This window comes from Pedobacter sp. B4-66, assembly GCF_018492665.1.
GTDB lineage: Bacteria > Bacteroidota > Bacteroidia > Sphingobacteriales > Sphingobacteriaceae > Pedobacter.
Window position 1 is genome coordinate 95,725 of the sequence record NZ_JAFVME010000014.1, and the last position, 26,594, is coordinate 122,318.

At 38.3% G+C, this 26,594-nt stretch carries 22 protein-coding genes and 1 tRNA gene; 15 read left to right on the forward strand and 8 right to left on the reverse strand.

Going from position 1 to position 26,594, the window contains the following annotated elements; genetic code table 11:
* Positions 1–21: 21 nt before the first annotated feature.
* Genes J1905_RS20605 through J1905_RS20615 form a run of 3 tightly spaced genes read left to right on the forward strand, consistent with a single transcriptional unit; the run spans position 22 to position 3,414 of the window.
* Positions 22–495: a TspO/MBR family protein gene (locus J1905_RS20605; protein ID WP_214229111.1), complete on the forward strand. Its 474-nt coding sequence runs from the start codon at positions 22–24 to the stop codon at positions 493–495.
* Positions 496–541: 46 nt separating this feature from the next.
* A complete protein-coding gene (locus J1905_RS20610) occupies positions 542–2,887 on the forward strand; it encodes a patatin-like phospholipase family protein (protein WP_214229112.1) in 2,346 nt (781 codons plus the stop codon).
* Positions 2,884–3,414 (forward strand): hypothetical protein, encoded by a 531-nt coding sequence (locus J1905_RS20615; RefSeq protein ID WP_214229113.1) that lies wholly within the window; start codon positions 2,884–2,886, stop codon positions 3,412–3,414. Before J1905_RS20610 ends, J1905_RS20615 begins: the two co-directional genes overlap by 4 nt.
* A 9-nt stretch (positions 3,415–3,423) precedes the next feature.
* Here J1905_RS20615 and tamL read toward each other — a convergent pair whose 3' ends face one another.
* Positions 3,424–5,817 carry a translocation and assembly module lipoprotein TamL gene (gene tamL, locus J1905_RS20620; RefSeq protein WP_214229114.1) on the reverse strand — a complete coding sequence of 798 codons (2,394 nt, stop codon included), beginning with the start codon at positions 5,815–5,817 and terminating at the stop codon, positions 3,424–3,426.
* Between tamL and J1905_RS20625 the strand changes: the two genes are divergently transcribed.
* The 3 genes from J1905_RS20625 to J1905_RS20635 all read left to right on the forward strand — a co-directional run bounded on the left by J1905_RS20625 (position 5,808) and on the right by J1905_RS20635 (position 6,883).
* Positions 5,808–6,551, forward strand: a complete 744-nt coding sequence (locus J1905_RS20625) for a TrmH family RNA methyltransferase (RefSeq protein WP_214229115.1) — start codon at positions 5,808–5,810, stop codon at positions 6,549–6,551. The genes tamL and J1905_RS20625 overlap by 10 nt on opposite strands.
* A 55-nt stretch (positions 6,552–6,606) precedes the next feature.
* Positions 6,607–6,677: transfer RNA gene (locus tag J1905_RS20630), tRNA-Cys, on the forward strand.
* A 29-nt stretch (positions 6,678–6,706) separates the two neighbouring features.
* Complete coding sequence (locus tag J1905_RS20635; RefSeq protein WP_214229116.1) at positions 6,707–6,883, forward strand: spore protein; 177 nt, start codon at positions 6,707–6,709, stop codon at positions 6,881–6,883.
* Positions 6,884–7,133: 250 nt separating this feature from the next.
* Here J1905_RS20635 and J1905_RS20640 read toward each other — a convergent pair whose 3' ends face one another.
* On the reverse strand, positions 7,134–8,171 hold the full coding sequence (locus J1905_RS20640; RefSeq protein ID WP_214229117.1) for a quinone-dependent dihydroorotate dehydrogenase: 1,038 nt from the start codon (positions 8,169–8,171) through the stop codon (positions 7,134–7,136).
* A gap of 39 nt (positions 8,172–8,210) precedes the next feature.
* Between J1905_RS20640 and J1905_RS20645 the strand changes: the two genes are divergently transcribed.
* The gene (locus tag J1905_RS20645) at positions 8,211–10,139 is read left to right on the forward strand and encodes an ABC-F family ATP-binding cassette domain-containing protein (protein ID WP_214229118.1); all 1,929 of its coding nucleotides are present in this window, start codon (positions 8,211–8,213) and stop codon (positions 10,137–10,139) included.
* Complete coding sequence (locus J1905_RS20650; RefSeq protein ID WP_214229119.1) at positions 10,136–11,404, forward strand: type IX secretion system plug protein; 1,269 nt, start codon at positions 10,136–10,138, stop codon at positions 11,402–11,404. The genes J1905_RS20645 and J1905_RS20650 overlap by 4 nt, the downstream gene beginning before the upstream one ends.
* Before the next feature lie 18 nt (positions 11,405–11,422).
* Here J1905_RS20650 and J1905_RS20655 read toward each other — a convergent pair whose 3' ends face one another.
* Positions 11,423–12,913, reverse strand: coding sequence for an alpha-amylase (locus J1905_RS20655; protein ID WP_214229120.1), 1,491 nt, complete (start codon positions 12,911–12,913; stop codon positions 11,423–11,425).
* A gap of 101 nt (positions 12,914–13,014) precedes the next feature.
* Here J1905_RS20655 and J1905_RS20660 point away from each other — a divergent pair, with 101 nt between their 5' ends.
* From J1905_RS20660 to J1905_RS20670, 3 genes are read left to right on the forward strand one after another with little or no spacing between them, the layout of a single operon-like run.
* A complete protein-coding gene (locus J1905_RS20660) occupies positions 13,015–14,427 on the forward strand; it encodes a phosphatase PAP2 family protein (protein WP_214229121.1) in 1,413 nt (470 codons plus the stop codon).
* Between the two features lie 39 nt (positions 14,428–14,466).
* Complete coding sequence (locus J1905_RS20665) at positions 14,467–14,988, forward strand: acyl-CoA thioesterase (RefSeq protein WP_108206728.1); 522 nt, start codon at positions 14,467–14,469, stop codon at positions 14,986–14,988.
* Positions 14,989–15,029: 41 nt separating this feature from the next.
* Entirely contained in the window at positions 15,030–16,229 is a 1,200-nt protein-coding gene (locus J1905_RS20670; RefSeq protein ID WP_214229122.1) for a cation:proton antiporter, read from the forward strand.
* A 29-nt stretch (positions 16,230–16,258) separates the two neighbouring features.
* Here J1905_RS20670 and J1905_RS20675 read toward each other — a convergent pair whose 3' ends face one another.
* Positions 16,259–16,663, reverse strand: coding sequence for an EVE domain-containing protein (locus J1905_RS20675; RefSeq protein WP_108206730.1), 405 nt, complete (start codon positions 16,661–16,663; stop codon positions 16,259–16,261).
* A 108-nt stretch (positions 16,664–16,771) separates the two neighbouring features.
* Here J1905_RS20675 and J1905_RS20680 point away from each other — a divergent pair, with 108 nt between their 5' ends.
* The 3 genes from J1905_RS20680 to J1905_RS20690 all read left to right on the forward strand — a co-directional run bounded on the left by J1905_RS20680 (position 16,772) and on the right by J1905_RS20690 (position 19,374).
* A complete protein-coding gene (locus J1905_RS20680) occupies positions 16,772–17,272 on the forward strand; it encodes a hypothetical protein (protein WP_214229123.1) in 501 nt (166 codons plus the stop codon).
* A gap of 68 nt (positions 17,273–17,340) precedes the next feature.
* The gene (locus J1905_RS20685; protein ID WP_214229124.1) at positions 17,341–17,940 is read left to right on the forward strand and encodes a hypothetical protein; all 600 of its coding nucleotides are present in this window, start codon (positions 17,341–17,343) and stop codon (positions 17,938–17,940) included.
* Between the two features lie 93 nt (positions 17,941–18,033).
* Positions 18,034–19,374, forward strand: a complete 1,341-nt coding sequence (locus tag J1905_RS20690) for a serine hydrolase domain-containing protein (protein WP_214229125.1) — start codon at positions 18,034–18,036, stop codon at positions 19,372–19,374.
* A 55-nt stretch (positions 19,375–19,429) separates the two neighbouring features.
* On the opposite strand, the gene J1905_RS20695 is transcribed toward J1905_RS20690, so the two are convergent.
* Positions 19,430–20,470 carry an NAD(P)-dependent alcohol dehydrogenase gene (locus tag J1905_RS20695; protein WP_214229126.1) on the reverse strand — a complete coding sequence of 347 codons (1,041 nt, stop codon included), beginning with the start codon at positions 20,468–20,470 and terminating at the stop codon, positions 19,430–19,432.
* A gap of 26 nt (positions 20,471–20,496) precedes the next feature.
* Positions 20,497–21,522 carry a DNA polymerase III subunit delta gene (gene holA, locus J1905_RS20700; protein WP_214229127.1) on the reverse strand — a complete coding sequence of 342 codons (1,026 nt, stop codon included), beginning with the start codon at positions 21,520–21,522 and terminating at the stop codon, positions 20,497–20,499.
* Positions 21,523–21,568: 46 nt separating this feature from the next.
* Here holA and J1905_RS20705 point away from each other — a divergent pair, with 46 nt between their 5' ends.
* Positions 21,569–22,030: a type I restriction enzyme HsdR N-terminal domain-containing protein gene (locus tag J1905_RS20705; RefSeq protein WP_214229128.1), complete on the forward strand. Its 462-nt coding sequence runs from the start codon at positions 21,569–21,571 to the stop codon at positions 22,028–22,030.
* 28 nt (positions 22,031–22,058) lie between these two features.
* Here the strand turns inward: J1905_RS20705 and J1905_RS20710 are convergent, their stop codons facing one another.
* Both J1905_RS20710 and J1905_RS20715 read right to left on the reverse strand, forming a co-directional pair.
* Positions 22,059–23,438, reverse strand: a complete 1,380-nt coding sequence (locus tag J1905_RS20710; RefSeq protein WP_214229129.1) for an efflux transporter outer membrane subunit — start codon at positions 23,436–23,438, stop codon at positions 22,059–22,061.
* A gap of 19 nt (positions 23,439–23,457) precedes the next feature.
* Entirely contained in the window at positions 23,458–26,592 is a 3,135-nt protein-coding gene (locus J1905_RS20715; RefSeq protein ID WP_214229130.1) for an efflux RND transporter permease subunit, read from the reverse strand.
* Positions 26,593–26,594: the final 2 nt, after the last annotated feature.

Sequence of the window (26,594 nt, forward strand, 5' to 3'; positions counted from 1 at the left end):
GCACACAAATTGTACAGAAACATGAGATTTAAACCATTCGCCTTTATTATTAATATCGCTATTCCTTTAGCAATCGGTGCTATCGGCGCATGGTTTACAGCTCAATCTGTAAAAACCTGGTATGTAACATTAGCCAAGCCCTCTTTTAATCCACCAAACTGGCTATTTCCTCCGGTATGGACTACCCTTTTCATTCTAATGGGAATTTCGGCCTATTTGGTTTGGCTAAAAAGAAAGGAAGTTGAGCATTTCCCACGTACCATTGCATTATACTTTATACAGCTTATTTTAAATTTAATGTGGTCGTTCCTGTTCTTTTATGCACATGAACTCGGCATTGCACTTATTGAAGTTGTAGCCCTTCTTACTGCAATCATTATAAATGCCAGAGTATTCTATAAAATTGATAAAACTGCAGGCTTGTTATTCATTCCATATATTTTATGGGTTAGTTTCGCTACACTTTTAACCTACAGCATATTCTCGTTAAACTGATAATAAGATCGGCATTATGAAATAAAACTCTTATTTTTAGAATGCTATGCTTATAAAAAGATTACTCTTACTGATTCTATTTATAGGTGCATTAAATGTAAATGCGCAAAAAGTAGGCTTAGTATTAAGTGGTGGTGGTGCAAAAGGACTAGCCCATATCGGGATATTAAAAGCACTCGAAGAAAACAACATTCCGATAGATTACATTACCGGAACCTCTATGGGGGGAATTGTTGGTGCCATGTATGCTGCAGGCTATTCGCCCACACAAATAGAAAAAATAGCATTAAGCAGCGATTTTCAAGATTGGGTAACCGGAAAATACAACAGCGATTACACCTTTTTCTTTCAAAAGAAAAGCATTAACCCTTCGGTAATTACCGCCAAGCTTTCTGTAGATTCTAACTTAAGGATAAATTTCAGGTCTAATCTGGTTAATGATATCCCATTAAATTTTGCACTGTTAGAACTGTTTTCACAGGCATCGGCTATAGCTAAAGACAACTTCGACAATCTGTTTGTCCCATACCGTTGCATGGTTTCTGATGTGTTATCGCAAAACAGCATTACCGTAAAAAAAGGCAGTTTAACCGAAGCCGTAAGAGCCACGATGACTGTCCCACTTATTTACCGACCAATAAAACTAGACGACAAATACGTATTTGATGGTGGTTTGTACAACAACTTCCCAGCCGATGTAATGAAGGAGAGTTTTAATCCTGACATCATCATTGGCTCTAACGTATCCTCAAAAAACTTTAATGAATATCCTAAAAATAATGATGAGCGTTTAATGAATCGCCTCATGGTTTTCATGTTCCTATCTAAATCAGATTCTACGCTTATTGGCCCCAATGGCATTTACATTCAGCCAAATCTAAGGGGATATTCTGTAACCAATTTTAATCCTGTAGCAGCACTAATAAAACAAGGTTACGATGCAACAATGGCTGACATGGAGCAGATCAAGAAAAAGATAAGCCGCAGGGTAACCACCGGAGATCTGATGATTAAAAGAACTCAGTTCAATAATAAAAAACCTAACCTTGTTTTTAGTAGTATCACCGTTTCAGGCGTAAATGACCAACAGAAAAAATATATCGAACGTCTTTTTAAAAGAGACCAAAATACTTTTAACCTTGAAGACATTAAACAAGGCTATTATAAACTGGTTGCCGACGAAACCTTTGAAACTATTTACCCCAAAATAACCTATAACCCAATATCCGACAGTTACAACTTTGAAATTGTAGCCAAACCTCAAAAGAGCTTTAAAATAGATTTCGGTGGAAATATAGCTTCAAGACCAATCAGCAATGTGTTTTTAGGTATGCAGTACAATTACCTGGACCGGAAATCGTATACCTTCGGCACAAACCTATATTCCGGACGTTTTTACGAGTCGTTGCAAGTTAGTGGCAGAGTCGATTTCCCATCAAGGCTCCCCTTGTTCCTTGCCATGGAAATGACTTATAATCACTTCGATTATTACAAAACCAGTTCCATTTTTATCGAAAACCCTCATCCTACTTATATTGAGCAAACAGACAGAAAAGTAGATTTAAAGATTGGTTTTCCACTAAACCGCAATGCCAAGGTAACGCTGAGCACCTCGTTTATTAACAATTACGATGGATATAGTCCGAACAATACATTTGAGGTCGGCAATCGGTTAGATAAAACCATATTTAATGCATCCAAATCTACGTTTGCTTTTGAACAGTATACTTTTAATCGCAAGCAATACGCCAGCAAAGGGCGTAACTTTTTATTAAGCCTTAATTATTTTGCAGGTAGAGAGAGCTTTACCCCCGGCAATATTACGGATAGCGACTTTACCGATGGCAACCTTATATCCCCTGTGTTTACAGCCGACAAAACTAAGGTCGATAGGAAATACAGGCAATGGTTTAACTTAAAAGTTAGCGATGAGAACTACTTCCTTACTAAACCTAAATACTCTTTAGCTTACCTATTAGAAGCTGTAATTTCCAACCAGCCATTGTTTTCAAACTATTACTCAACCATACTTGCGTCTCCTGCATTTTATCCACTTCAGGACAGCAGATCGGTATTTTTAGAGAACTTCAGGGCCACAAGTTACTTTGCAGGCGGCATCAAAAATGTATACAGCATTAAAAGAAACCTTGATTTAAGGGTTGAAGGCTATGTATTTTTGCCGTACCAGAAGTTTGAAAAAATAGGTTTCCAGGCAGTGGACCGCATGAAACCGCTTACCAGATGGCAATATGCCGCTACTGCAGGCCTGGTATACCACACCCCTGTTGGCCCAATAAGCCTTAGTTACAATTTATACGACGATCCAATAAAAAGAAACGGGGTTTTACTACATTTGGGGTATCTGATTTACAATAAACGATCTATAGAATGAGAAGAGTATATCTGTTGGTTTTGCTGTTAGTAATATCTGTTTCGGGCTTCGCTCAAAATTCAGACATCAATAACTTTCTTGTTAAAGAAAGCCTGCTTAAGAACAGCAAACTTGCCATTATAGCGGCCGACTCTTTAGATGTTCCAATAGAAAAAATCAATGGCACTTACACCTTTACAGTGAGTGGTTTTACGCAAGAGATTAAATTTAACGGTGGTGTTGGTGTGCTTCCATTACAATTGGAGAAATCTGCCTTTGTATACATTAAACATCAAAACGATAAAGGCACACACAGCAAGCTGCTGTATGTTTATAAAAAGGATGGCACCTTAACTCCTTATGTGATTAACAGCATGTGGCTTGTATTGTTCCCTGCCCTGATTGTCTTTTTAGCCTTTGCATTCAGAAAATTCATTATAGCCGCTGTGATTATCCTATTAATCTTTATCTATTTTAACCATAGCAATGGCTTAAACCTCTCAACTTTCTTCGAAACTATATTTGATGGCTTAAAGCGATTGTTTTAATCAGAGGACTTAAAAAGGCATTCCTATACCAAAATTGTATTGCACAAAGCGGTACCTATCCGGACTATGGGTTAGGTAGTAGTCGTCTTTAAACTTCTTATTACCGGTAAAGAAGCGTTTAAACATCCATTGTTCCGAACCTTCAAACTGAGGATCTTTAAGTTTTAAACCTATATCAAACCTAAATACAAAGTATTGTACATCGTACCTGAAACCCATGCCTGTACCCAATGCAATCTGGCTACCCAGTTTTTTGAAGTCGAAATATGTTGACTTAACACCCGTATTAGAAACGTTCCAAACGTTACCCGCATCTAAAAATATAGCCCCCTTTAATTTGGCACCAAAGAATTTGTTTAGCAATTTATATCGGTACTCCAGGTTTGCCTCAATATGTAGCTCCCCAAGTTGATCTAGTCCGTATAATGCTCTCCTGGCAGTATCAGAAGTTAATTCTTTTCCTCTATCATAATTTCCCGGGCCTAATGTTCTTGCCTGCCACGCCCTGATTCCGCTTGACCCACCTGCAAAAAACAATTTCTCGAACGGAATAGCCAAAGAGTTACCATAAGCATAGCTAATCCCGCTATTTATACGAGCAACAAACTGTTTATCACCTCCAAGGCCTTTATACCAACGTAAATCTGCCTCTGGCCGCATATACTGATTAAATGGCAAGTCGAATATTTTAGCATACACACTATCTTTAGGGTTAGATTTTACACCCGCAATCTTGCTGGCCAATTGCAACATATTACCGGCCATATCCATACTTCCTCTAAAATAGATAAAGCTCTCGTTCGACAACAATTTATCCGCATTTAGGGAGTAGGTGTATTTAATACCGAGGGTAATGTCCTTTCTGTTTAAAAGCAAAAGATTGTAAAAATTCTTAAGTAACTCAGTCTGATTGTTAGGATCATTTCTATCAAAAAGAAGCCCACCAAACCTGTACTCAAAGTTTAAAGGTGTAACAGAGTGATATTTAGATTTCGACTCCACAAACTCATAAGTTAAGGAACTTAGAAATACATGCCGCTCAAAAAAACTTTTTTGCTGTGCATACACATAACTGGTAGAGAATATGGTATGAGGCATCCCACCTCTTCTGCCGGGTCTGGCAGTAATAAGCGGCAACATTAGTCTTGGAACAGTAAGGTTAGCACTAATAGAGAAATCACGCTGATAAATATCGCGAAATAGCGAGTTCCCTTGTCCAATTCTAGACTGCAGCCCACCTTTAACCTGAAACTCGAATCTCTCTGCACCGCGGAACAGATTGTTATTGGTATAAGTGTTTGATAAGGTAAAACCAACTGTACCAGCATTAAAAGGAACCTCACCCTCTACACGGTTGCTCATTAGTTTTTGAGGAATCAACTGAATAACCGGATATACTTTATTTAGGCTGTCTTTTGGCCGGTTATAATCTATCTTAACATTTTTAAAAACGTTAAGCTCATACATTCTATCATAGGTAAGATTCTCATTATCTATGCTGTACATATCACCACTGTGCAGAAAATTATACCTAACTATAGGGTTTCTCCTGAACTTTTTAGATAGATCAGTATACCTTAAACCTCTGATCATTTTGTCGTTCATGGTAAGCGTATCAGGAAAACCATCAGAATTAGGCGCAATAATTACGTTGGCCTCACCAATGTAATATTGCTCATGCTTAGGATTATCACTCGGATTATCAATAAGCAAAGTAACGTTGGCTTTACTGGAATTTAAATTCGAATCGACTTCATACTTTACATAAGGTCTTACGAAATCAAAATAGCCTTTCCCCTTCATCACAGTGTAAATACGATCCCGCTCATGCGCCAAAGAATCATCATCATATCTCATTCCCTCTCTCAAATAGGTCTGAGTAGCTCTACTATCCATGTAAAACTTTTTAATGCTTGAATCAGGAATATCAACCTTTATTTTGTTGACATAAAAAACAGGTCCGGGGTCGGCCTTAAAAAAAACTTCTGCCCTTTTATTTTTCACTTTTACCTCAGATTTCACCTTAGCCATAAAATAGCCTTTACTCATCAGAAACTTTTCTATCTGACTACGCGAAATCTCAACCAATGTACTGTCCAAAATCGGAGGCGGTGTACCAAGTGGCCTTATGTTTGAAGTTTTATAACGACCATCTTTGGTATTGAACATGTTATAGATGATCACATTGATACCTATTGTTGATGTTGGTCTGATATCTTTTTGAATATAGTTGAATGCTTCTTCTTCAAAAGCTTTGTTTATGCTATCAATTTCTACATTTTTAACGATAGCCTGATCGTCTGCAATATATTTTGTTGAAGAGCATCCCGTAACAAAAACAAGAATAAATAGTAATATTGCATGAAATTGGACATTCGCTTTATTATTATAGTATGCTTTCAAAATCTCAGATAGGTTTTATAAAATCGTTACATCAAAAAAAGTACCGTAAAGAAAATGGGATATTTATTATTGAAGGTATAAAATCTATTGTAGAATTTATTGAATCTTCATATCAGATACATAGTATTTATTATCTGGCTCAATATCAGTCTTTACTGCCCAATTTGCCTGCAAATATAAAGTTATTTGAAGTAAACAACGCGGAACTGGATAAGATTAGTACTTTACAAACGCCGCAAGGTGTACTTGCACTGGTACATATTCCAAAAAGCCATAGTTTGGATATCAGTAGTTTAAAAGGTTCGTTTTCTTTAGTGCTTGATGGAGTTCAAGACCCAGGCAACCTTGGTACAATTATTCGTACAGCCGACTGGTTTGGTTTTAAACAAATTGTATGTTCTAATAACACTGTCGAAATTTATAACCCAAAAACAGTGCAGGCTACAATGGGTTCATTGAGCAGAGTAAATGTTTATTACGAAGACCTTCCTACACTTTTGAAAGACATAAAAGTACCTGTTTTTGGTGCAGTTCTTAACGGAACCAGCCTTTATGAAACAAAATGGGGGAAGGAAGGAATTGTAATTTTAGGCAACGAAGGGCAAGGTATCTCACCTGAGATAATAAATCTGATTACAAATCCGGTAACTATTCCGAGAGTGGGAGGCGCTGAGTCATTGAACGTTGCGATATCGGCGGCAATTCTTTGTGCAGATATTTGCAGAAATTTTTAGAAATAAATTGCATCCTAAGTATTATTTACTATTTTTGCAACCTGAAAATCAGTAGGGTCGAGTGGCCGAGTGGCTAGGCAGAGGTCTGCAAAACCTCCTACAGCGGTTCGAATCCGCTCTCGACCTCAAGTTTATAATAAATAAAAAAGATTAACATGGCAGTTACAAGATTAAAAAGAAAAGACAGAAGAAATAAAACTTTCGCTAAGTTGGATGTGAAGAACTTAAAGCTTGCTACTAACATCGAATTAGGTAGCCGTTCACGTCAATCTACAAAAGATCAGTTAGCTAAAAACAACGCTGTTTTACTAAAACTTACTACTAACGCATAAGTAAGTCTTTTCTAAAAGAAATTAAAACACCTTTGATACTCAAAGGTGTTTTTTTATGCCCTTAGTTTCCGATAATTCGTTCGACCAGCCTTTGGTGCAAGTCCATGTTGAGTCCATGGTAAGTCCATGGTGAGTCCATGTATTACCGCCAAAAACACGGACTCACCATGAAGCAGTTCGAAACTGAAGGCACGAGGCAGTCTAGCCACAAACCAATTGGCTTCAAACTCCTGTTATTCCACGAAATATTTTAATGTTTCCGAACCAGCTCTTTACAGATTCTTTTGATCAGTCCCGGGCCTTCATAAATGAAACCGGTATACAGCTGAACTAATGAAGCACCTGCATCAAGCATAGCTTGCGCATCTTTAGGAGAATGAATCCCTCCTACACCAATGATTGGAAATGCCTTGTTTGATTTAGTATACAAATACCTTACCACCTCAACAGAACGATTGGTTAGTGGCTTACCGCTTAAGCCCCCCATTTCACTTCTAAGTGGCTCTGGGCTTTGCAAAGTACTCCTATCAATAGTTGTGTTAGTAGCAATAACTCCTGCGATGCCTGTCGTCATTACAATCTCGACAATATCGTCGAGCTGTTCATTAGTCAAGTCTGGAGCTATTTTAAGCAGGATTGGCCTGCTGATGTTATTTTTACTATTGCGTTGCTGTAAAGTATTCAACAGCTCCATCAATGGTTCTTTCTCTTGCAATGCTCTCAACCCTGGCGTATTTGGAGAACTTACGTTTACTACAAAATAATCGACTACGTCGAATAAACGGTCGAAACATTTTAGATAATCGCTAAGTGCGTCCTCATTAGGGGTATTTTTGTTTTTACCGATGTTACCGCCAACAACGATGTCGCTGTTTTTGCTTTTTAACAATCTAAGTCTTTCAGCAAGGGTATCTACACCTTTGTTGTTAAAGCCCATTCGATTGATAATTGCGTCATCGTCTTGCAAGCGGAACATCCTTGGTTTATCATTACCCGGCTGAGGCAAAGGTGTAACTGTTCCAACTTCTATAAAGCCAAAACCTAAATCGCTTAACGCTTCTATGTACTCTCCGTTTTTATCAAAACCTGCCGCAAGACCTACAGGATTTTTAAATTTAATACCAAAAACTTCACGCTCAAGTCCCTTAATGTTAACATCAAAGCTCCCTCTAAGGATAGTTTGACCAAGCGGGAAGTGATCATGAAACCATTTCAATCGCTTAACGACGAAATAATGGACTTTTTCGGGATCAAATTGAAAAAATATAGGCTTAATTAAACGGTACATGGGACGAAGATAGGAATTTGTTTGTATTTTTGCAGCCACATGATTTCGATAAACGACTTAACATTCCTGATAGGCTCCAGAGCTTTATATGACGAGGCTAATTGGCACATTAAACCGGGAGACCGAGTTGGGCTAATTGGTGCCAATGGAACAGGAAAATCTACACTTTTAAAAATAATAGTAGGTGAGTATGCTCCTTCTTCGGGTACTATTTCTATGTCTAAAGACTTAAAGATAGGTTACTTAAACCAGGATTTGCTTTCTTACGATTCTCACCATAGCATATTACACGTTGCAATGGAGGCTTTTGAACGCCAAAACCAATTGCACGATGAGATTGAAGAACTACTTAAAAAAATAGAAACAGATTATTCTGAAGAAGTTTTAAATAAACTGAGCGATAAGCAACAGGAATTTGAAGCTTTAGACGGGTATAATATAGAATATAGAGCTAACGAGATTCTAGCCGGTTTGGGTTTTAGTACTCAGGATCAGTTAAGGCCGCTAAATACCTTCTCTGGAGGTTGGCGTATGCGTGTTATGCTTGCTAAAATTCTATTGCAAACTCCTGATATTTTGTTACTGGATGAGCCTACCAACCACATGGACTTACCGTCTATTAAATGGTTAGAGACTTACCTTTTAACTTTTGAAGGTGCTATTGTAATTGTATCTCACGACAGGTACTTTTTAGATAAGGTGGTGAACAAAACTGTTGAATCTCGCAAAGGAAAGTTAACTTCTTATGCTGGAAATTACAGTTTCTACCTTGAAGAAAAAGCATTGCGTGGTGAAATTCAAAAAGGAGAATTCAAAAATCAACAGGCTAAAATTAAGCAGGAAGAGCGCTTAATTGAGCGTTTTAGAGCGAAGGCTTCTAAAGCTAAAATGGCTCAGTCGAGGATGAAAGCTTTGGATAAAATGGAACGCGTAGAGGATGTTGATGATGACAACCCTACTGTAAACTTCCAGTTTAAGTTCTCTAAACCATCAGGCCGTCACGTAGTTACAATTGAAGGTGCTACAAAGAGCTACCCTAATGTGGATATTCTTGAAAATGCTGAAGGTATCATTGAGAAAGGTGATAAAATTGCTTTGATCGGTGCTAACGGTAAAGGTAAATCGACCTTATTAAGAATTATTGCTGAGGCTGAAGGCTTTACAGGTAGATGTGAAACTGGTCATAACGTTACTACTACATTTTTTGCGCAGCATCAATTGGAGTCGTTACACCTTGGAAACAGCATTCTTGAAGAGTTACAGGCTTTTGCGCCTAAACATACTGACACAGAATTACGAGGTATATTGGGATGTTTCCTTTTCACTGGTGATGATGTGTTTAAGAAAATCCGTGTATTATCTGGAGGTGAAAAATCGAGGGTTGCTTTGGCTAAATCGCTAACAACTGACTCTAACTTCCTGATTCTGGATGAGCCGACGAATCACCTTGACATACAATCTGTAAATATCCTTATTCAGGCTCTACAACAGTATGAAGGTACTTTTATTGCAGTATCTCACGATAGGTATTTCTTAGATAATGTTGCCAATAAAATCTGGTTCATTGAGGATAAAGACATTAAAGAGTACCCTGGAACTTATGCTGAATACGAAGAGTGGAACAGCAAAAGACCTCCTGCAAAACCTACTGACATTCCTGTTAGACCTGACAAAGAGGTAAAAGAGGTTAAAAAAGCAATTGAACAAAAACAGCCTGCTGCGCCAAACACTGTGCAACAGCTTAAAAAGCTAAACGATCAATTGAAAAAGATTGAGGTTGAGGTTGCTTCTTTTGAATCAGACGTTAAAGCTGTTGAGGCTGAGCTTGCTGATGAGGCAGTTTATTCGGATGCAGGCAAACTTGCCGAAGCAAATAAGAGATATCTAGCTGCCAAACATAAGTTAGATACGGCCCAAAATACATGGGAAGACCTGGCTTCTGACATAATGGAATTAGAAAGTAAATGATAAAACCCGCAGGATTATTTTTTTTGCTATTGTTAAGTATACAAATTGCTGTTGCTCAAAATCAGCAATTTGTATATGAGAACAAAGTGTACCAACCTCAAATAAAAACGGTACAGTGTTACAACTCGCAAAAAGAACAATCCTTACCGGTAATTACTTTAAAATCAGCCGAATTCTTAGTGTTTTCATTTGACGACCTGAATGCTGGCAGCAAAAACTACTGGTACACAGTTGAGCATTGCACTTCGGACTGGAAATCATCTCGCTTATCAACCATTGATTATCTGGAAACCTTAACTGAGGACAGGATCAGTGATTTTAAATACTCTTTTGGGACTATCCAAAAGTACACCCATTACCAATTAACTTTACCGAACAGTCAGATTAAACCTAAAATTTCGGGCAACTATATTTTAAAGGTTTATGAAGAGGGCAATCAGCAGAAACCGGTTATTTCTCAGCAGTTTTATGTTGTAAATAACACGGCCAATATCGCTGTAGATGTGGTGGCCAGTTCGCAGGTATCGCTTCGTTTTAGCAATCAAAAAGTTAACTTCACTATTTTACACCAATCGCCAATTCAGAACCCGTATACAGATTTGAAAGCGATAGTGATGCAAAACGGAAATCCGCAGACGACAATTGTAAACACAAAACCAAACTTTATTAAGCCGGGTTCATTGGCTTACAATGAAATAAACAGTAATGATTTTCCTGCAGGCAATGAGTTTAGAAAGTTTGATATCCGCAGCTTGCGCTACAAAGGCGACAACGTGCAGGATATAATTAAAGACTCTACCACTAATGTTGTTCTTTTTCAGGACATCAATACCAGTAAAGCTAAATACAGCAATTTGGTTGATGAAAATGGTAATTTCTTTATCAGAAATAAGGAAGGTAGCGATGATCCAACTGAGGGTGATTACGCGAATGTTCTTTTCACTTTAAATGCCGTGCCTCCTACCCCAAATGGTGATGCTTATGTTGTTGGCCGTTTTAACAATTATGTTTTAAACGATGCCAGCAAGCTTAACTATGACTCGTCGCGCAAGCGCTTTTATGGAAACATATTGCTTAAACAAGGGCTTTACGACTACAAATATGTTTGGTTAAATAAGGATACAGGAAAAATTGATCAGACAGTTTTTGAGGGCTCATTCTTTGAAACTTTAAATACCTATCAGGTATTTGCTTATTATAAAAAACCGGGCATGCGCTGGGAAGAATTAATAGGCTATTCGAACGTTGGCAACGTAAAACGTTAAGTAAGTCTTAATCTGGCTTTAATCGGGCTTTAGTACCCACACAGAAACACTTTTCTCGGCACATAGAAATGTTGCCCATCCATCTTTATTTACTACCGTAGGTTCGGTTATATTGCCAAGCTCATCTATAAAGGTTTTGTTGGCATGTTTAAGTCCCATTTCCATGTTTTTAATGCCTGGGCCACTGTTGCTCATCAATACAGCAATGCCGGAATGAGGGTACTCATCTATGCCTTCTCGCGTCCATCCGATGCAAGTTGGATGATCCAGATAGTCGCGCTGAATGCCATAGGAAAGGTTTTTACGGGCAACGCATAACTTAGGCAGTTCAAATACTGCGGAGAGTTCTATCTCTACTTCATTGCCATTCTGGTCTTTGTCTTTATAGGAACTGCCATAAAGATCGGGATAGAACATGCAGGGCATCCCCTGCTCACGTAAAAGGATAAGTGCATATGCTAATGGACGAAACCAAGCCTCTACATATGACTCTAGTGCCTGCAAAGGTTGAGAATCGTGGTTATCAACAAATGTGACTGATAAACATGGCTTTAATTCTGTTAAGGTTCCTTCGAAAATTTTGCTGAGGTCGTAGATTTCATGTTCCTGACTGGCAACATATAAATTGTGGTGCAACACAGAATCGAAGAGTTGCATCCGGCCTTCGGTAAGTTCAATGTACGTTTCAAGGTCTTCTACATTATCAACCACCCAATTTTCGGCTACTATAAAGAACTCTCTTTTAAGGGTGTTCTTCATGTGGTCTATCCACTCATTTAAAAATTTATGGGAAATGTGCTTTACTGCATCCATCCTAAAACCATCCATCCCACAGGTATTGTAATACCATTCGCCCCATTCCTTTAGCTCTTGTCTTACTGCCGGATTTCTTGATTCTATATCGTTAAACATCAGGTAATCGTAGTTGCCATGTTCTTTAGAAGGTACATCCTCCCAACCTTCGCCAAATTCATTTTGTATGGAAAAGATCCCTCCTTCTTTTAAATTAGCTGCAAAATCGAGGCCGCTGAAACAGTGGTAATCCCATATAAAACTTGAGTACTTTTCTTTTCGGCCGGGAAAGGTAAATTTAGTCCATGCCTCAATTTCTATAACCGGCGAAATGAATTCTTTACGGTTTTGAGGATCTACTTTGCGCACTTTTATTTTCTCAAGCTCATCTCCTCCGGCTTTATGGTTAAGTACCACATCGGCAATTGTAGCTATACCATTGGCTTTTAAGGTGCTGATTGCATTTATGTATTCTTCTTTGGTTCCGTACCTGGTGGCGATGCAGTCTTTCTGATCAAATTCGCCAAGGTCAAAGAGGTCATAACAATCGTAACCTACAGAGGTATCACCTGAGGTTGCTTTGTAAGCAGGTGGCAGCCAGACGCCTGTAATTCCTAAATCAACAAGTGTGGATACTTTTTCGGCTACCCGCGCCCATAGCTTAACATCTTCTTGATAATACCAGTGAAAATATTGTATCAGCGTTTGATTTTTCATGCTGCTACAATAACGGCGAATAATTATTAATTAAATAATTGGCAAATTCTTTTAGCATTGCTATATTTATTTGCGCCAGACAACTATTTATTAAGGGATTAATGAAAGCGAAAATACCGAAAAACAACATATACCTAAGATACAAAATCAGTTTTACTTTACTAACCTGTTTTTTTGGTTTGACGGCTACCTCGGCTAACGCTCAATATGCAGACACAGTTTTAAAACCAGCACCTGTTAATTCTTTTTGGCAAAACAACCTTGTTCAGAAAACAACAGTTCCAGCCATTATGTTTGGGGCTACTGCCATTAGTTGGCCTTATAGAGCTGAAATTAGAGAAGTAAGAAACCGATACATTCCAGATTTCCGTTATCATTACGATGATTACTTACAATACGCACCTGCGGCAACTACTTTGGCTCTGAAAGCCTTTAACGTAAAAGGTAGAAGCAGTCCGAAACGGGCGTTTGTTTCATATGCTTTTTCTATTGGGATTATGGGAGCTATTGTTAATGGGATAAAGCACACTGCCAGGATAGAAAGGCCTGATGCAAGTACTCGAAATTCTTTTCCTTCGGGGCATACTGCCATGGCTTTTATGAATGCAGCAGTTTTGGATAAGGAATATGGACAAGAGGGCTATCCCCTACTTGGTGTAGGCGGTTATGCAATGGCAACTGCCACCGGGCTTGGCAGAGGACTAAATAACAGGCATTGGGTAGGTGATATGCTTGCCGGAGCGGGTATCGGGATTCTGTCTACAGAGCTCGGCTATCTGGTAGCAGATAAGATTTTTAAAAGACAGGGTATCAAAGCTCCATTAAAAAACAATTCTATTCCGATTAACAGTAACCCAAGCTTTATAGAGGTGCATCTGGGTTATGCGCTGGCTACAAGTAGAGATTTAGGACCAGATTCTAAGAGCTTTTATGCCAAGAAAGGGTTTAACTTCGGTTTTGAAGGGGCTTATTTTTTAAATAAACATTTCGGCTTAGGCGGTGAGTTTGCTTTTACCAGTTTTCCTGTTCATCCAAATCGTTTGGAACTAGACGATTATTTAACAGAAATAAGCGAGGATATATTTACTCAGGCACTTGGTGTTAGATATTTAAACGCAGGGCCTTTTTTTAGTTATCCGTTGCCGAATAACTGGTTTATAACTGCAAAAATTAATACCGGCATCTCATCTGGAAGCAAAGGTAATGTGATTATACAGCTTAAAGATGAATATACTGAGGAATATGATAGACCAGAAGTACCTGTTTTGGTGTACAAGCCCAAAGTTGCGTTGAGCTGGACTACTGGTGTAGGCGTACAAAAAAGAGTGGGACCGAATGTTGCCATTAAAGCGTATGGCACTTATTTTAACTCCGCTCATAAGTTTAATTTCAATGTGTTACAGGGGTTTAATGGTGATGGCAATCCTGTTTATAATGAGCTTCCTACGGGAAAATCGAGAACACGGTTTGACCACATTACTTTTGGCTTGGGGCTTACTGCTTTTATCTGGTAAAAGTGATGTATGTTGAATTTTGATTACTTTTGTGCTGAGATGAGTACAAAAGCTAAAAATCCGAAGGATTCCTTCACCATAATGAATGAATTGGTTTTACCCAACGATACCAACACCCTTAATAATTTAATGGGTGGAAGATTATTGCATTGGATGGATATTGCAGCGGCAATATCGGCTCAAAAACATTGCAATAGAATTGTGGTTACCGCGTCTGTGGATAATGTATCATTTAAACAACCCATAAAACTCGGTGATGTAATTACTATTGAAGCCAAGGTTACCCGTTCATTTAATACTTCTGTAGAGGTAAGACTTGATGTATGGGCTGAAAATATCCCTTCGGGAAGTAGGGTAAAATCTAACGAAGCCTACTATACTTTTGTAGCTGTTGACCAGAGTGGAAGAACGATCCCTGTTCCGGAATTAAAACCTGAAACTGAGGAAGAAATTGAATTATTTGCCGGGGCTTTAAGAAGAAGACAATTGCGTTTAATATTGAGTGGTAAAATGTTGCCGAATGATGCTATTGAATTGAAAGCCCTATTTTTTAAGGAGTAAACAATAACAGCGGGAATGCTGTTATGAAATAAATAGGAAAAATGACGACCTACACTACACTGATTATTTTAAGCGGACTGGTCATCTTCTCTTATTTGTTTGACCTTGTTGCCAGTAAAACTAAATTGCCTTCTGTACTATTGCTACTGATTTTAGGAATAGGTCTACGCGTACTTGTAGATAATCTTAAGATTGAAACTTTTGATTTTCTAAAGATCTTACCTGCCCTCGGTACTGTGGGTTTAATCATGATCGTTTTTGAGGGTTCGCTTGAACTGAAGTATGATCGGGATAAGAATAAAATTATTAAAGGTGCATTTCTATCGGCTCTGGTAATACTGGTTGCCTCGGTTTCTGTGATCACCTTTATTATATACGAGATTACCGGTCGTGATCTTTACACCTGCTTTAGCAATGCTATTCCTTTTAGTGTAGTCAGCTCTGCTATAGCCATTCCATCTGCCGCAGCGTTATCAAAAAAGGGCAAAGAGTTCATTATTTATGAGTCTTCGTTTTCTGATATTCTGGGAATTATACTATTTAACTTTGCTATTTCTAATCCTCATATTTCTACCTCTTCGTTTACAGGATTGGGGTTAAATACGATATTGATAGTTGTGTTATCGGCTATTTCCTGCATTGTGCTGTTGTATATTATGGGGAAAATAGCGCATCACATTAAGTTCTTCCTGATCATCTCTATATTGATAATGGTGTATGCGATTGGGCAGTCGTATCATTTGTCGGCCCTTGTTTTAATACTTTCTTTTGGCTTGTTTTTGAACAATGCGGATACCATTAAATATGCGTGGTTCAGGAGTAAATTTATTTACAAGAACTTAGCCACCGACTTAACTCAGCTACATCAGTTATCGGCTGAAAGTGCTTTTATTTTAAGAACGTTTTTCTTTGTGATATTCGGTTTTACAATGAACATTTATCAATTGAATGATCAAATTGTTATTGTGAATGGGTTGATTATGCTCGCCTCTATCTTTGTGATTAGGGTTATATACCTTAAAATATTTAGAAGGGAAAACAGCGGTGCTGAGAGTTTTATTGCCCCGAGAGGGTTGATTAGTATTTTACTGTACTTTAACTTGCCTCATGCGCTTAAAATTCCTGAAATAGGGACGTCTTTCTTGTTTGTGGTGGTGTTGGGTTCGAGCTTGATTATGAGTGTAGGCCTGCTCTTAACTAAGAAATATGTAAGAGCAGAACCTTATTCTGGGGTACATTGACTTTAGTTCCTCTATGTTAGCTATTTGTTTTAGCTTCCCATTTCTAGTATTTTATCAAATTCTTCTGCTTTAAGGGGCATCACAGACAATCTGCCTTGTCTAACTAAGGAAACATCTTTTAGGCTTTCTTCTGCTTTAATTTGCTCCAGGCTTACTGGATTTTTTAATGCTTCAACCGGCGCAAGATCTACTACAACCCAGTTAGCATCGTCGGTAGTTGGATCCTGATAAAACTCCCTTACCACTTTTGCTATGCCGACTACATTTTTACCTTCATTACTGTGATAGAATAAAACCAGATCGCCTTCTTTCATCTCTTTCAGGTTATTACGCGCCTGATAGTTGCGTACACCATCCCAAAAGGTTCTGCCGTCTTTGTTAAATTTTTCCCAGCTGTATTTAAAAGGCTCTGATTTTACTAACCAATGATTCATTTGTTTTCTATTTTTAAACCTCAAAGCTAACAAATCGGAGAGAATTTGAATCAATATAGATATGAAATGTTTCTTATATTAGTTATAACCAAATAAATAAACCACTCCATGAAAAGAACACTAATTATTTGCGCATTGCTGTGCGCTTGTGTATCAGCCAGTACTTTTGCTCAAACAAAAAAGAAAACGACAGTAGCTGTTAAGAAAACTTCCTTAAAATCAATTAATGCGAAGAAATCTGCGAACAAGGATCATATTGGGACTTGGAAACTCATTTCACAGAAAGTCACTTACGATAACGGCGAAGTATTCATGGGTGATAGCAGTACGGTATTCCAGCGAAAAATACTAACTCCTAAAACATTTGTTGTAATTATTGAGAAGAAGATCAAGGATTATGACAATAAGAAATTGGCTACTTCGGTTGCAGGCGGACACTATACTCTTGTTAATGGAAAATATGAAGAGCTTACTGAATATGCAGCTTTTAAAGGGTTTGAAACCATGAAAGTGAACTACGCATTGACGGTTGAGGGTGACAAGCTTCATACAGTTGGCACTGTAGGCGGGTCTACAATTTATGACGAGGTATACATTAGAGAGGATTAAATAGCAAGCCTAAAAAGCCAATTTTTCATTGCTAATAAGAAGAACTCAACACACTAGCTATATATCCAATGAAACTTATATTACTTCTTCTCTTAATTACACTATCATTAAGAGCTTTGCCTTCCGAGCATACATCAAGTTTCATCAAAAACGCAGACAACACAAAAATCCCAATTAAGCATTACAATTCAACAAGTAAGCGTATTGTTTATAGGATTTATACACAAACTAAGAATGTACCTGGTATTGTTAATAAAAATGAGATTAAGAGATTAAATGAACCATTAATAGCATTGGCAGCATTTTACTCCGCTATGAACGGCACTATGTGCAATGGTGTAAATTGTGACTTAACTAGTAACCTTGGTCTTGGCAAACAAGGATCAGATAAGCATAAATTTTTAATCAAAAAGTACTTTCCACAGGATAAGGTCGCAACAGCTATTTTAAAGCAAGATTGTTATCAAAGACCTAGTGGCGCATCATCTTTCTCTGAGTATAAGTACATAACACTTACCACGTATGGTGATACCGTTAGGGTTGATTATAAAGTATTATATTATGACCGAGGAATAGAGACGTGGAATCAGGGGCCAGATTTTTATACATTCAAGAACAACAAGTTTAAAGTGTTAAAAAGGAATTTATGGAAGCACGTAAAAGAGTGAAGTATAAATCCCTAAAGCATTTAGAGTCTTAATTTTGACCATTTAAAAGAAATCAATTTTCTGTATCTTGCTATTCTAATATTCTAATCCAATATGCAAAAAACAACAGCTTTCTTATCCCTTCTATTCTTTATTGCCTTTAGCTCTTGTGCTCAAACAGCTTCGCCCCCTCTCAATAAAACAAAGCTCGATAGCTTACTCAATACTCTTGAAAAAAACAATAAAGCGATGTTGAGCCTTGCGGTAATGCATGATGGTAAGCTTGTTTATAGTAAAGCAATTGGTGATGCTGACCGTAGCAGTGCCAAACCTATAGCCGCTACCCCACAAACAAAATATCGAATTGGATCTATCACCAAAATGTTTACCGGAACAATGATCTTTCAATTGATTCAGGAAGGTAAACTTAGCCTTACAACATCTTTGTCTACCTATTTCCCTCAATTACCCAATGCTGAGAAAATTACGATTGCGAATCTATTGAACCATAGTAGTGGACTATTTAATTTCACCAACGATCCGGGTTACGTTGCTACTCTGGCACAAAAGGTAAGTCAGGAAGAACTACTGGCTAAGTTTCAACATGCCTCTGTCTTTGAGCCGGGAAGCAAACACGAATATAGTAACACCAATTACGTACTGCTAGGCTTTATTATCGAAAAACTTGATAAGAAAACCTATGCTGCAGCTTTGAAAGCAAGAATAACAAATAAAATAGGACTAAAAGACACCTATTATGGAGGTAAAATCAACCCTTCAAATAAGGAGGCCAATTCTTATAAATGGATTGGTAGCTGGACACCAGATTCAGAGACAGATATGAGCATTCCTTGTGGTGCCGGAGCTCTGGTTTCCACCCCTTCAGATCTGGTAAAGTTTATAGATGCCTTGTTTAACGGCAAGCTGATTAGTCAAGAGAGCCTTACGCAAATGAAAACTCTGCAAGGAAATTATGGGATGGCAATGTTTGTAATACCTTTTTATGAACGACAAGGTTATGGACATAATGGAGGAATAGACGGTTTCCAATCGGTACTTGCATATTATCCAACAGACAAAACTGCAATTGCTATTACCGCAAATGGAGTAAACACCCTAATGAACAATGTGACAATCGGCGTGCTTAGTATAGCGTTTAATAAGCCTTACACTATCCCTTCGTATGCTAATATATTTTCTGTTAAACCAGAAGACCTCGATCAATACTTAGGCATCTATTCAACAGATAAATTACCTTTTAAAATTGCGATCACTAAGAAAGATGGTATTCTTTACGGCCAGGCAACAGGACAGTCAGCCTTTCCGCTTGAACCTGTAAAAGCGAATGTGTTTACCCTAGAATCTGCAGGTATCACTGGAACTTTTGATGTTGAAAAGAAACAAATGACTTTTCAACAAAATGGAGCTACTTTTGTACTAACAAAAGATCAATAGAATTTAAAAAGCCACCGGGATATCCGATGGCTTTTTAAATAATTATATGCTAATATTAAAGCGTAGCCATATCAATTACAAATCTGTAACGTACATCGCCTTTAAGCATTCTTGCATACGATGCTGTTATATCCTTAATATCGATAACTTCAATATCTGAAACGATGTTGTGTTCAGCGCAGAAGTCAAGCATTTCCTGAGTTTCAGCGATGCCTCCAATACCAGAACCTGCAATACTTTTACGACCGCCTAATAGTGAAAAAGGTTGAATTGCATAAGGCTGAGATGGAACACCAACGCAAATTTGCGTACCACTTGTTCTTAGTAATGACAAGTACATATCCATATCGTGCTCTGCTGAAACAGTATCAAGGATAAAGTCAAATGAACCTCTTACGGCATCAACCTGAGCGGAATCAGAAGTCACTACAAAGTGATGTGCGCCTAAAGCTTTAGCCGCTTCTTCTTTAGAAGCTGATGTACTTAGCACCGTTACTTCTGCACCAAAAGCTACTCCGAACTTAACGCCCATGTGGCCTAAACCACCAAGACCTAAAACGGCTAATTTATGCCCCTTACCAACTTTCCAGTGGCGCAAGGGCGAGTATGTAGTAATACCTGCGCAAAGCAATGGAGCTGTTGCAGCAAGTGGTAATTTATCTGAAATATGAAGTACAAATTCCTCGCGAACAACAATGTTGTTTGAATAGCCTCCATAAGTTGGCACGCCATCCCTACCCTTATTATTATAGGTTTGAGTACTACCCTCAAGGCAATATTGCTCTAGTCCTTCCTGACAATTTTCGCAAGTCTGGCAAGAATCTACCATACATCCAACACCGGCCAGATCATCCTTTTTAAACTTCTTTACATGATCCCCCACTTTAATTACCCTACCAACAATTTCATGGCCAGGTACCATTGGGAATACTCCAGGAAACCAATCGTTCTTTATTTGGTGAAGATCGGAGTGACAAACTCCACAATATAATATTTCCAGTTGAACGTCATGAGGTCCTACTTCTCTACGCTCGAAATTCCAGGCTGCTAAGTCTGTTTCAGCATCTTGTGCTGCATATCCTTTGGCTTGTATCATAGTTAATTTATTTTATTGAAAAACGATTAGTGTAGCATTTTAAACAACAATTCTTTCAACAGCTCGCCATCTGTAGTATTACCTGTGCTATCAACCCCTTTACTCTTTAAATCGTACTCCCTTAGTAAACTAATGATATCAAAGGTTTTGTTTAGGCTATAGCTACGGGCTGCTGCTTCGTAATCTTTAACGAAGTATGGATTTACACCCAATTCTTTAGCTGCATCTCCTTTATTCTGTAGGTAATGGTATTTTAAGATCTTTGAGAAATAAGAATTCAGGTTGGCCATAACCATAACCATTGGGTTAGCCTTAGGGTTATCGGCAAAGTAATTAATGATTTGATTACACTTTAAAACATTCTTTACCGCCAGTGCCTTCTGCAATTCAAAAACATTGTATTCTTTACTGATCCCGATGTTCTTTTGAACAAGATCAGTATCAATTGTGGTTTCTTTGGTGATATTTAAAAGTAGTTTCTCGATTTCATTAGCAATCTTTGAAAGGTCTGTGCCCAGATATTCGGCCATTAAAGCCGAAGCCTGTGGTGCAATTTTATACCCTTTCTCTTTTACAAGATCGTCTATCCACCCTGCCAATTTATAATCTCTTACCAGTTCAGATTGAAATATCACGCCGTTCTTATCAATGGCTTTATAAATCTTCTTACGCTTGTCGAAATTGGCATACTTATAACCCAGCACCAAAATGGTGGTAGGCATAGGTTTGTCAAAGTAATTGAGCACAAACTCAGCCTCTTTACTGCTGCCCTCAGTCTCCTTAGCCCACTTCAAATCCTGAGCTTCTTTTACAATGATTAGCTGATAATCAGACATCATAGGATAGCGTTTGGAAGCGTTCATTATGGTAGCCATATCTGTATCTTTCCCATACAGAACAGTCTGATTAAACCCCCTCTCCATATCATTCAACACATTGCTTTCCATATAATGGATGATCTGATCGATGTAATAAGGTTCTTCGCCGTGTAGTAAATATACAGGCTTAAACTTTCTGGCTTTAATGTCTTTGATTATATCTGCAGCACTCATATTATGGTGTAAACTTAGATAATTTTTTTTGCCTATTTTTACAGAAATGTCATTTACACCTACAGCACTTAACCTGCCGGAATATCCTTTCAAAATTACATTAAAGGAGTCGCGTTATTTTATCTTCGACGAAGTAAGAAAAAAACACTTAGTACTTACACCAGAAGAGTGGGTTAGGCAACATTTCATCCAGTTTTTGATACTGGAAAAGAAGTTTCCAAAGTCACTTATTCAAATAGAGGGCGGCCTTAACTTAAATCAACTTCAAAAAAGAAGCGACATTGTGATATTTAATAGGCTTGGCGAAAGGATAATGGTGATTGAATGTAAAGCGCCTTCTGTAAAAATTACTCAAGCTACCTTTGATCAGGCATCAAGATACAACTCCATCCATAAGGCAAAATGGTTGGTAGTAACTAACGGATTAATGCATTGTTATGCAACGATAGACCACAAAGAGGAACAGTTTGTTTTTATAAAAGAGCTTCCTGAATATCAGTTTCTATAAAAACAAACCGTGTTCTCTATGTTATTTTTTATTGCCAACCACCGCCAAGAGCGCGGTAAAGGCTAATTACTGCTTGCCACTGTTGTAATTTATCTCCAATATTGTCTAGCTCTGCCGACAACAGATTCTGTTCAGACGTTAATACATCTGTGTAATTTGTGGCAGAACTATAACGCAATAGTTTCTTGGTAAAATCTACAGACTTCTGTAACGACTGCAATTGTTTGGTTCTAATGCTTTGCTGTTCAATTGCTGTTTGGTAAGAGAACAGTGCATTAGAAACCTCCTCCCCTGCTTTTAATAAGGATTTCTGAAACAGATACGCTGATTCCTGTTGAGCAGCGTTCGCCGTTGCTAACCTTGCTTTGTTTGCTCCTTTGTTAAAAATGGGCTGCGTTATTCCTCCTGCAATATTTGCAAACAAGCCTGATGGTGTAATCCAATCTTTAAAACTAAAACTGGTAAAACCACTTGAGGCCGTTATGTTCAGTGACGGGTAAAATGATTGTCGGGCAACATTAGTTGTTTCAAAAGCTTTCATAAAAGCATACTCTGCCTGTTTAACATCAGGTCGGTTTTGAAGCAATTGTGCAGGAATACCAATATTCAAATCCAAAAGCAATTGCTGAGATTCGAGAGATTTCCTGTCTATTGAGCCTGCCTGACGAGTAAGTAAAACATTCATCGCATTTTCAGTTTCTCTGATCTGCCTTTTTAAGCGTGGTATAGCCACTTCCGCGGCATACTGATTGGCTTCACTCTGTACCTCGGCTGCACCGGTTACGATGTTGGCTGCTTTTAAAGATTTCATAGCACTTACATCTGTTTTCCTGTTAACCACTGTTTTCTCTAAAACCATCAGCTGCTCATCCAATGCCAAAAGCGTGAAATAATTATTTGCGATATCAGAGATCAATTGTGTTTGCACCGCCTTTCTTGCTTCTTCAGTTTGCAATAAACCTGCCAATGCGCTGCGCTTACTACTTCTTAACTTACCCCAGATATCTGCTTCCCAAGAAGCTATTAGTCCTACATCATATTGAGTTGAGGAGCTGATGATACCAAAGCCTTGCGGAAAAGCTAGCTTTGATTGGGTTATACTTGCATTACCGTTTAAGTCTGGTAAAAAGATAGCTTTGCTTTGTTTAAAACTTGCTCTGGCTACATTGATATGTTCAACAGCTATCTTTAAATCCAAATTTTGCTGCAGCCCTTCTGTTATCAATTCTATTAAAAGAGGATCGTTAAACAACTTTTGCCAGGGCATTGTGGCTATAGTAGTTGTGTCCGTATTCTGCTGATCTCTGTAAAGATTGCTGGTATTTACTGCTGGCCTTTCGTATTTCTTTGACACCTGGCACGAAGCCAATACTGTCAGCAAAATTACCAGCCCTATATATTTTCTCATTGTATTCATTTCTTACGGATTACAAAACTTCATTGTTTTTACGTACACCGGATATTTTCTCCTGTAGCGATTGAAAAACCACAAACAATGCAGGAATTACAAATATTCCGAACACTGTGCCGATTAACATCCCTCCAACTGCTGCAGTACCTATTGAGCGGTTACTTAGCGCTCCTGCACCAGTAGCTACCATCAGTGGAAGCAAGCCGAAAATAAAGGCAAATGAAGTCATCAAAATTGGCCTTAACCTCGCGGTAGCACCAGAAATTGCCGACTGGATTAAGTTCATTCCACTAAGTCTGTGCATCAAGGCAAACTCTACAATCAGGATCGCATTTTTTGCAAGCAGACCAATAAGCATAATCAAACTGATTTGCAGGAATATATTATTGTCAAGCCCAAATAAACGGGCAAACAAGAATGCTCCGGCCAATCCTATAGGTAATGAAAGTAATACCGAAAATGGCAGAATGTAGCTTTTATACTGTGCGCTTAACAAGAAATAAATGAACAGTAAGCTGAGCATAAAGATTAATAGGGTTTGACTACCGCTAGACAACTCTTCTAATGTTAAACCAGAGAATTCATAGGTATAACCTTGCGGTAAAGTTTGGGCTGCTACTTCCTGAATTGCCTTTATTGCATCGCCAGAGCTATAACCCGGTTTAGGTGCCCCATTTACTGCACCGGCTGTGAACAAGTTAAAACGATTTAAAAATTCTGGTCCGTAAACCTTTTTAAGTGTAATAAACTCCGATATCGGAGCCATTGCCCCTTTATCATTTCTAACATATATTCTATTGATTGCCTCTTTGTTTGTTCTCTGTTCTGCTTCTGCCTGAATCATTACGCGGTACTGCTTACCAAAACGGTTAAAGTCGGACGCATAAATACCGCCCAGGTAACCTTGCAAAGTTCCAAGCACCCGATTAACAGGAACACCCGCTTCTTTACATTTAGCAACGTTTACATTAACCTCATATTGAGGGAAACTTGTATTGTACGACGTAGCGGCATACATGATTTCAGGACGCTGATTTAACGTGGCCATAAATTTGCCAATTACCGCATCAAAGGCTTTGTAGCTGCCTCCGGTTTTATCTTGCAACTGAAACTCGAAACCATCATTATTTCCAAACCCTTGTAATGTTGGTGCGGCAAAGAATATGATGCTTGCTCCCTTAATTTCCGCAGTTTTAGCAAACAGCTGATTCACGATACTTTTAATATCCTGCCCCTTTTTTGTTCGTTCTTTCCATGGTTTTAATCTAATAAAGATAGCTGCGTATGAACTTCCCGCACCACTAATTAAATCCATACCCGCAAGCCTTGATGACAATTCAATTTCAGGGATAGACCTGGCAATGCTGTCAATTTTATTAGCGATAAATTCGGTTCGTTCTAAAGAAGTTGCAGGAGGCAAAATCACGTTACCGTATATAGATCCGCTATCTTCATTAGGTACAAATCCGGTTGGAGTGGTTTTAACTAAAAACCAGAACAAGAGACTAAATGCGATGATGATCCCAAATGCAATCCACTTTTTTCCGATCAGGAAGATAACCGATTTCTTGTAACGGTTTGTCATGGTGCTAAATGAGGCATTGAATCCTGCATAAAAGCGCTGTAAAAAGCCTGTTTTCTGTTGATGATTTTCGTCGTGAGGCTTAAGCAGCAATGCGCACAGTGCCGGGCTTAATGTAAGTGCGTTTACCGCAGATATGATAATGGCCACAGCAAGTGTTAAACCAAATTGTTTATAAAACACCCCTACAGAACCTGTAACAAAAGTTACCGGAACAAACACCGCAGCCATAATGAGTGTAATTGAAATGATAGCTCCACTAATTTCGCTCATGGCATGCATGGTAGCTTTTTTAGCTGACTTAGCTCCCTGATCAAGTTTTGCATGCACCGCTTCTACTACCACAATGGCATCATCTACTACAATACCAATGGCCAATACTAAGGCAAATAGTGTAAGCAGGTTAATGGTAAACCCAAAAAGCTTAAGGAAAAAGAACGTTCCTATAATAGCTACCGGAACAGCAATAGCCGGGATTAATGTAGAGCGGAAATCCTGTAAAAAGATAAATACTACAATAAACACCAATATAAAAGCTTCAATAATGGTAATAATCAATTTAGAAATTGAAGCATCTAAAAACTCATTTGCATTGGCAAACACACTATATTTTACGCCTTTGGGAAAGGTTAATGAAGCATCATCCAATATTTTAATGCATTTCTTTATAATCTCGTTGGCATTTGAGCCGGAAGTCTGGTTTATTGCCACATAGGGCGATTCATGACCTTGAGCTATTATTGTACTGGAATAAGTAAAAGAGCCCATATCAACCTGAGCTATATCATTTAATTTAAGTACCTGTCCGTTGCCTACCGACTTAAGGATAATATTTTCAAACTGAGCAGGCTTTTCAAGTCGGCCGGTATACTTTAGCGTATACTGAAACGGCTGACCGCTGTTCTCTCCTACCTTACCTGGCGCAGCTTCTATATTCTGTTCTGCAAGCGCTTCTGTTATATCAGACGGGATAAGTCCATAAGCAGCCATTGCATCCGGTTTAAGCCAGATTCTCATGCTATAATCCATGCCACCATATACAGCTGCATTTCCTACTCCCTCAACCCTTTTAATTTGAGGCATCACATTTATCTTCAAATAGTTATCAAGGAATTTCTGGTCATACTTTCCATCCTCACTATACAAGAGAAAGCTAAAAACCTCACTATTCAATCTCTTACTGGTAGTAATACCCACTTTTATTACTTCGGCAGGCAATAAACTTGTGGCTTTAGTAATCCTGTTCTGCACATTAATTGCAGCCATATCCGGATCTGTACCTTGCTTAAAGTTTATGGTAATGCTGGCACTACCATCATTACTTGCCTTAGAAGTCATATATGTCATATGCTCTACTCCGTTGATTTCTTCTTCGAGTGGAACAATTACACTTTTCATAACTACATCTGCACTGGCTCCCTGGTAGGATGTGCTTACCTCTACGGCAGGCGGCGCAATGTCTGGGTATTGGGAAATAGGTAAGGAGTATAGCCCTAGCAATCCCATTATAACAATGATAACCGATATAACGGTAGACAATACCGGGTTATCTATAAATTTCTTTAACATAA

Bases quoted from the DNA above. Each gene is read 5' to 3' on its own strand.
- J1905_RS20705 (WP_214229128.1), top strand. From the start codon at position 21,569: ATGTCATTTACACCTACAGCACTTAACCTGCCGGAATATCCTTTCAAA.
- J1905_RS20695 (WP_214229126.1), bottom strand. From the start codon at position 20,470: ATGATACAAGCCAAAGGATATGCAGCACAAGATGCTGAAACAGACTTA.
- holA (WP_214229127.1), bottom strand. From the start codon at position 21,522: ATGAGTGCTGCAGATATAATCAAAGACATTAAAGCCAGAAAGTTTAAG.
- J1905_RS20660 (WP_214229121.1), top strand. From the start codon at position 13,015: ATGAAAGCGAAAATACCGAAAAACAACATATACCTAAGATACAAAATC.
- J1905_RS20675 (WP_108206730.1), bottom strand. From the start codon at position 16,663: ATGAATCATTGGTTAGTAAAATCAGAGCCTTTTAAATACAGCTGGGAA.
- J1905_RS20710 (WP_214229129.1), bottom strand. From the start codon at position 23,438: ATGAGAAAATATATAGGGCTGGTAATTTTGCTGACAGTATTGGCTTCG.
- J1905_RS20665 (WP_108206728.1), top strand. From the start codon at position 14,467: ATGAGTACAAAAGCTAAAAATCCGAAGGATTCCTTCACCATAATGAAT.
- J1905_RS20685 (WP_214229124.1), top strand. From the start codon at position 17,341: ATGAAACTTATATTACTTCTTCTCTTAATTACACTATCATTAAGAGCT.
- J1905_RS20605 (WP_214229111.1), top strand. From the start codon at position 22: ATGAGATTTAAACCATTCGCCTTTATTATTAATATCGCTATTCCTTTA.
- J1905_RS20625 (WP_214229115.1), top strand. From the start codon at position 5,808: ATGCTTTCAAAATCTCAGATAGGTTTTATAAAATCGTTACATCAAAAA.
- J1905_RS20635 (WP_214229116.1), top strand. From the start codon at position 6,707: ATGGCAGTTACAAGATTAAAAAGAAAAGACAGAAGAAATAAAACTTTC.
- J1905_RS20715 (WP_214229130.1), bottom strand. From the start codon at position 26,592: ATGTTAAAGAAATTTATAGATAACCCGGTATTGTCTACCGTTATATCG.
- J1905_RS20610 (WP_214229112.1), top strand. From the start codon at position 542: ATGCTTATAAAAAGATTACTCTTACTGATTCTATTTATAGGTGCATTA.
- J1905_RS20670 (WP_214229122.1), top strand. From the start codon at position 15,030: ATGACGACCTACACTACACTGATTATTTTAAGCGGACTGGTCATCTTC.
- J1905_RS20680 (WP_214229123.1), top strand. From the start codon at position 16,772: ATGAAAAGAACACTAATTATTTGCGCATTGCTGTGCGCTTGTGTATCA.
- J1905_RS20645 (WP_214229118.1), top strand. From the start codon at position 8,211: ATGATTTCGATAAACGACTTAACATTCCTGATAGGCTCCAGAGCTTTA.
- J1905_RS20650 (WP_214229119.1), top strand. From the start codon at position 10,136: ATGATAAAACCCGCAGGATTATTTTTTTTGCTATTGTTAAGTATACAA.
- J1905_RS20615 (WP_214229113.1), top strand. From the start codon at position 2,884: ATGAGAAGAGTATATCTGTTGGTTTTGCTGTTAGTAATATCTGTTTCG.
- J1905_RS20690 (WP_214229125.1), top strand. From the start codon at position 18,034: ATGCAAAAAACAACAGCTTTCTTATCCCTTCTATTCTTTATTGCCTTT.
- J1905_RS20640 (WP_214229117.1), bottom strand. From the start codon at position 8,171: ATGTACCGTTTAATTAAGCCTATATTTTTTCAATTTGATCCCGAAAAA.
- J1905_RS20655 (WP_214229120.1), bottom strand. From the start codon at position 12,913: ATGAAAAATCAAACGCTGATACAATATTTTCACTGGTATTATCAAGAA.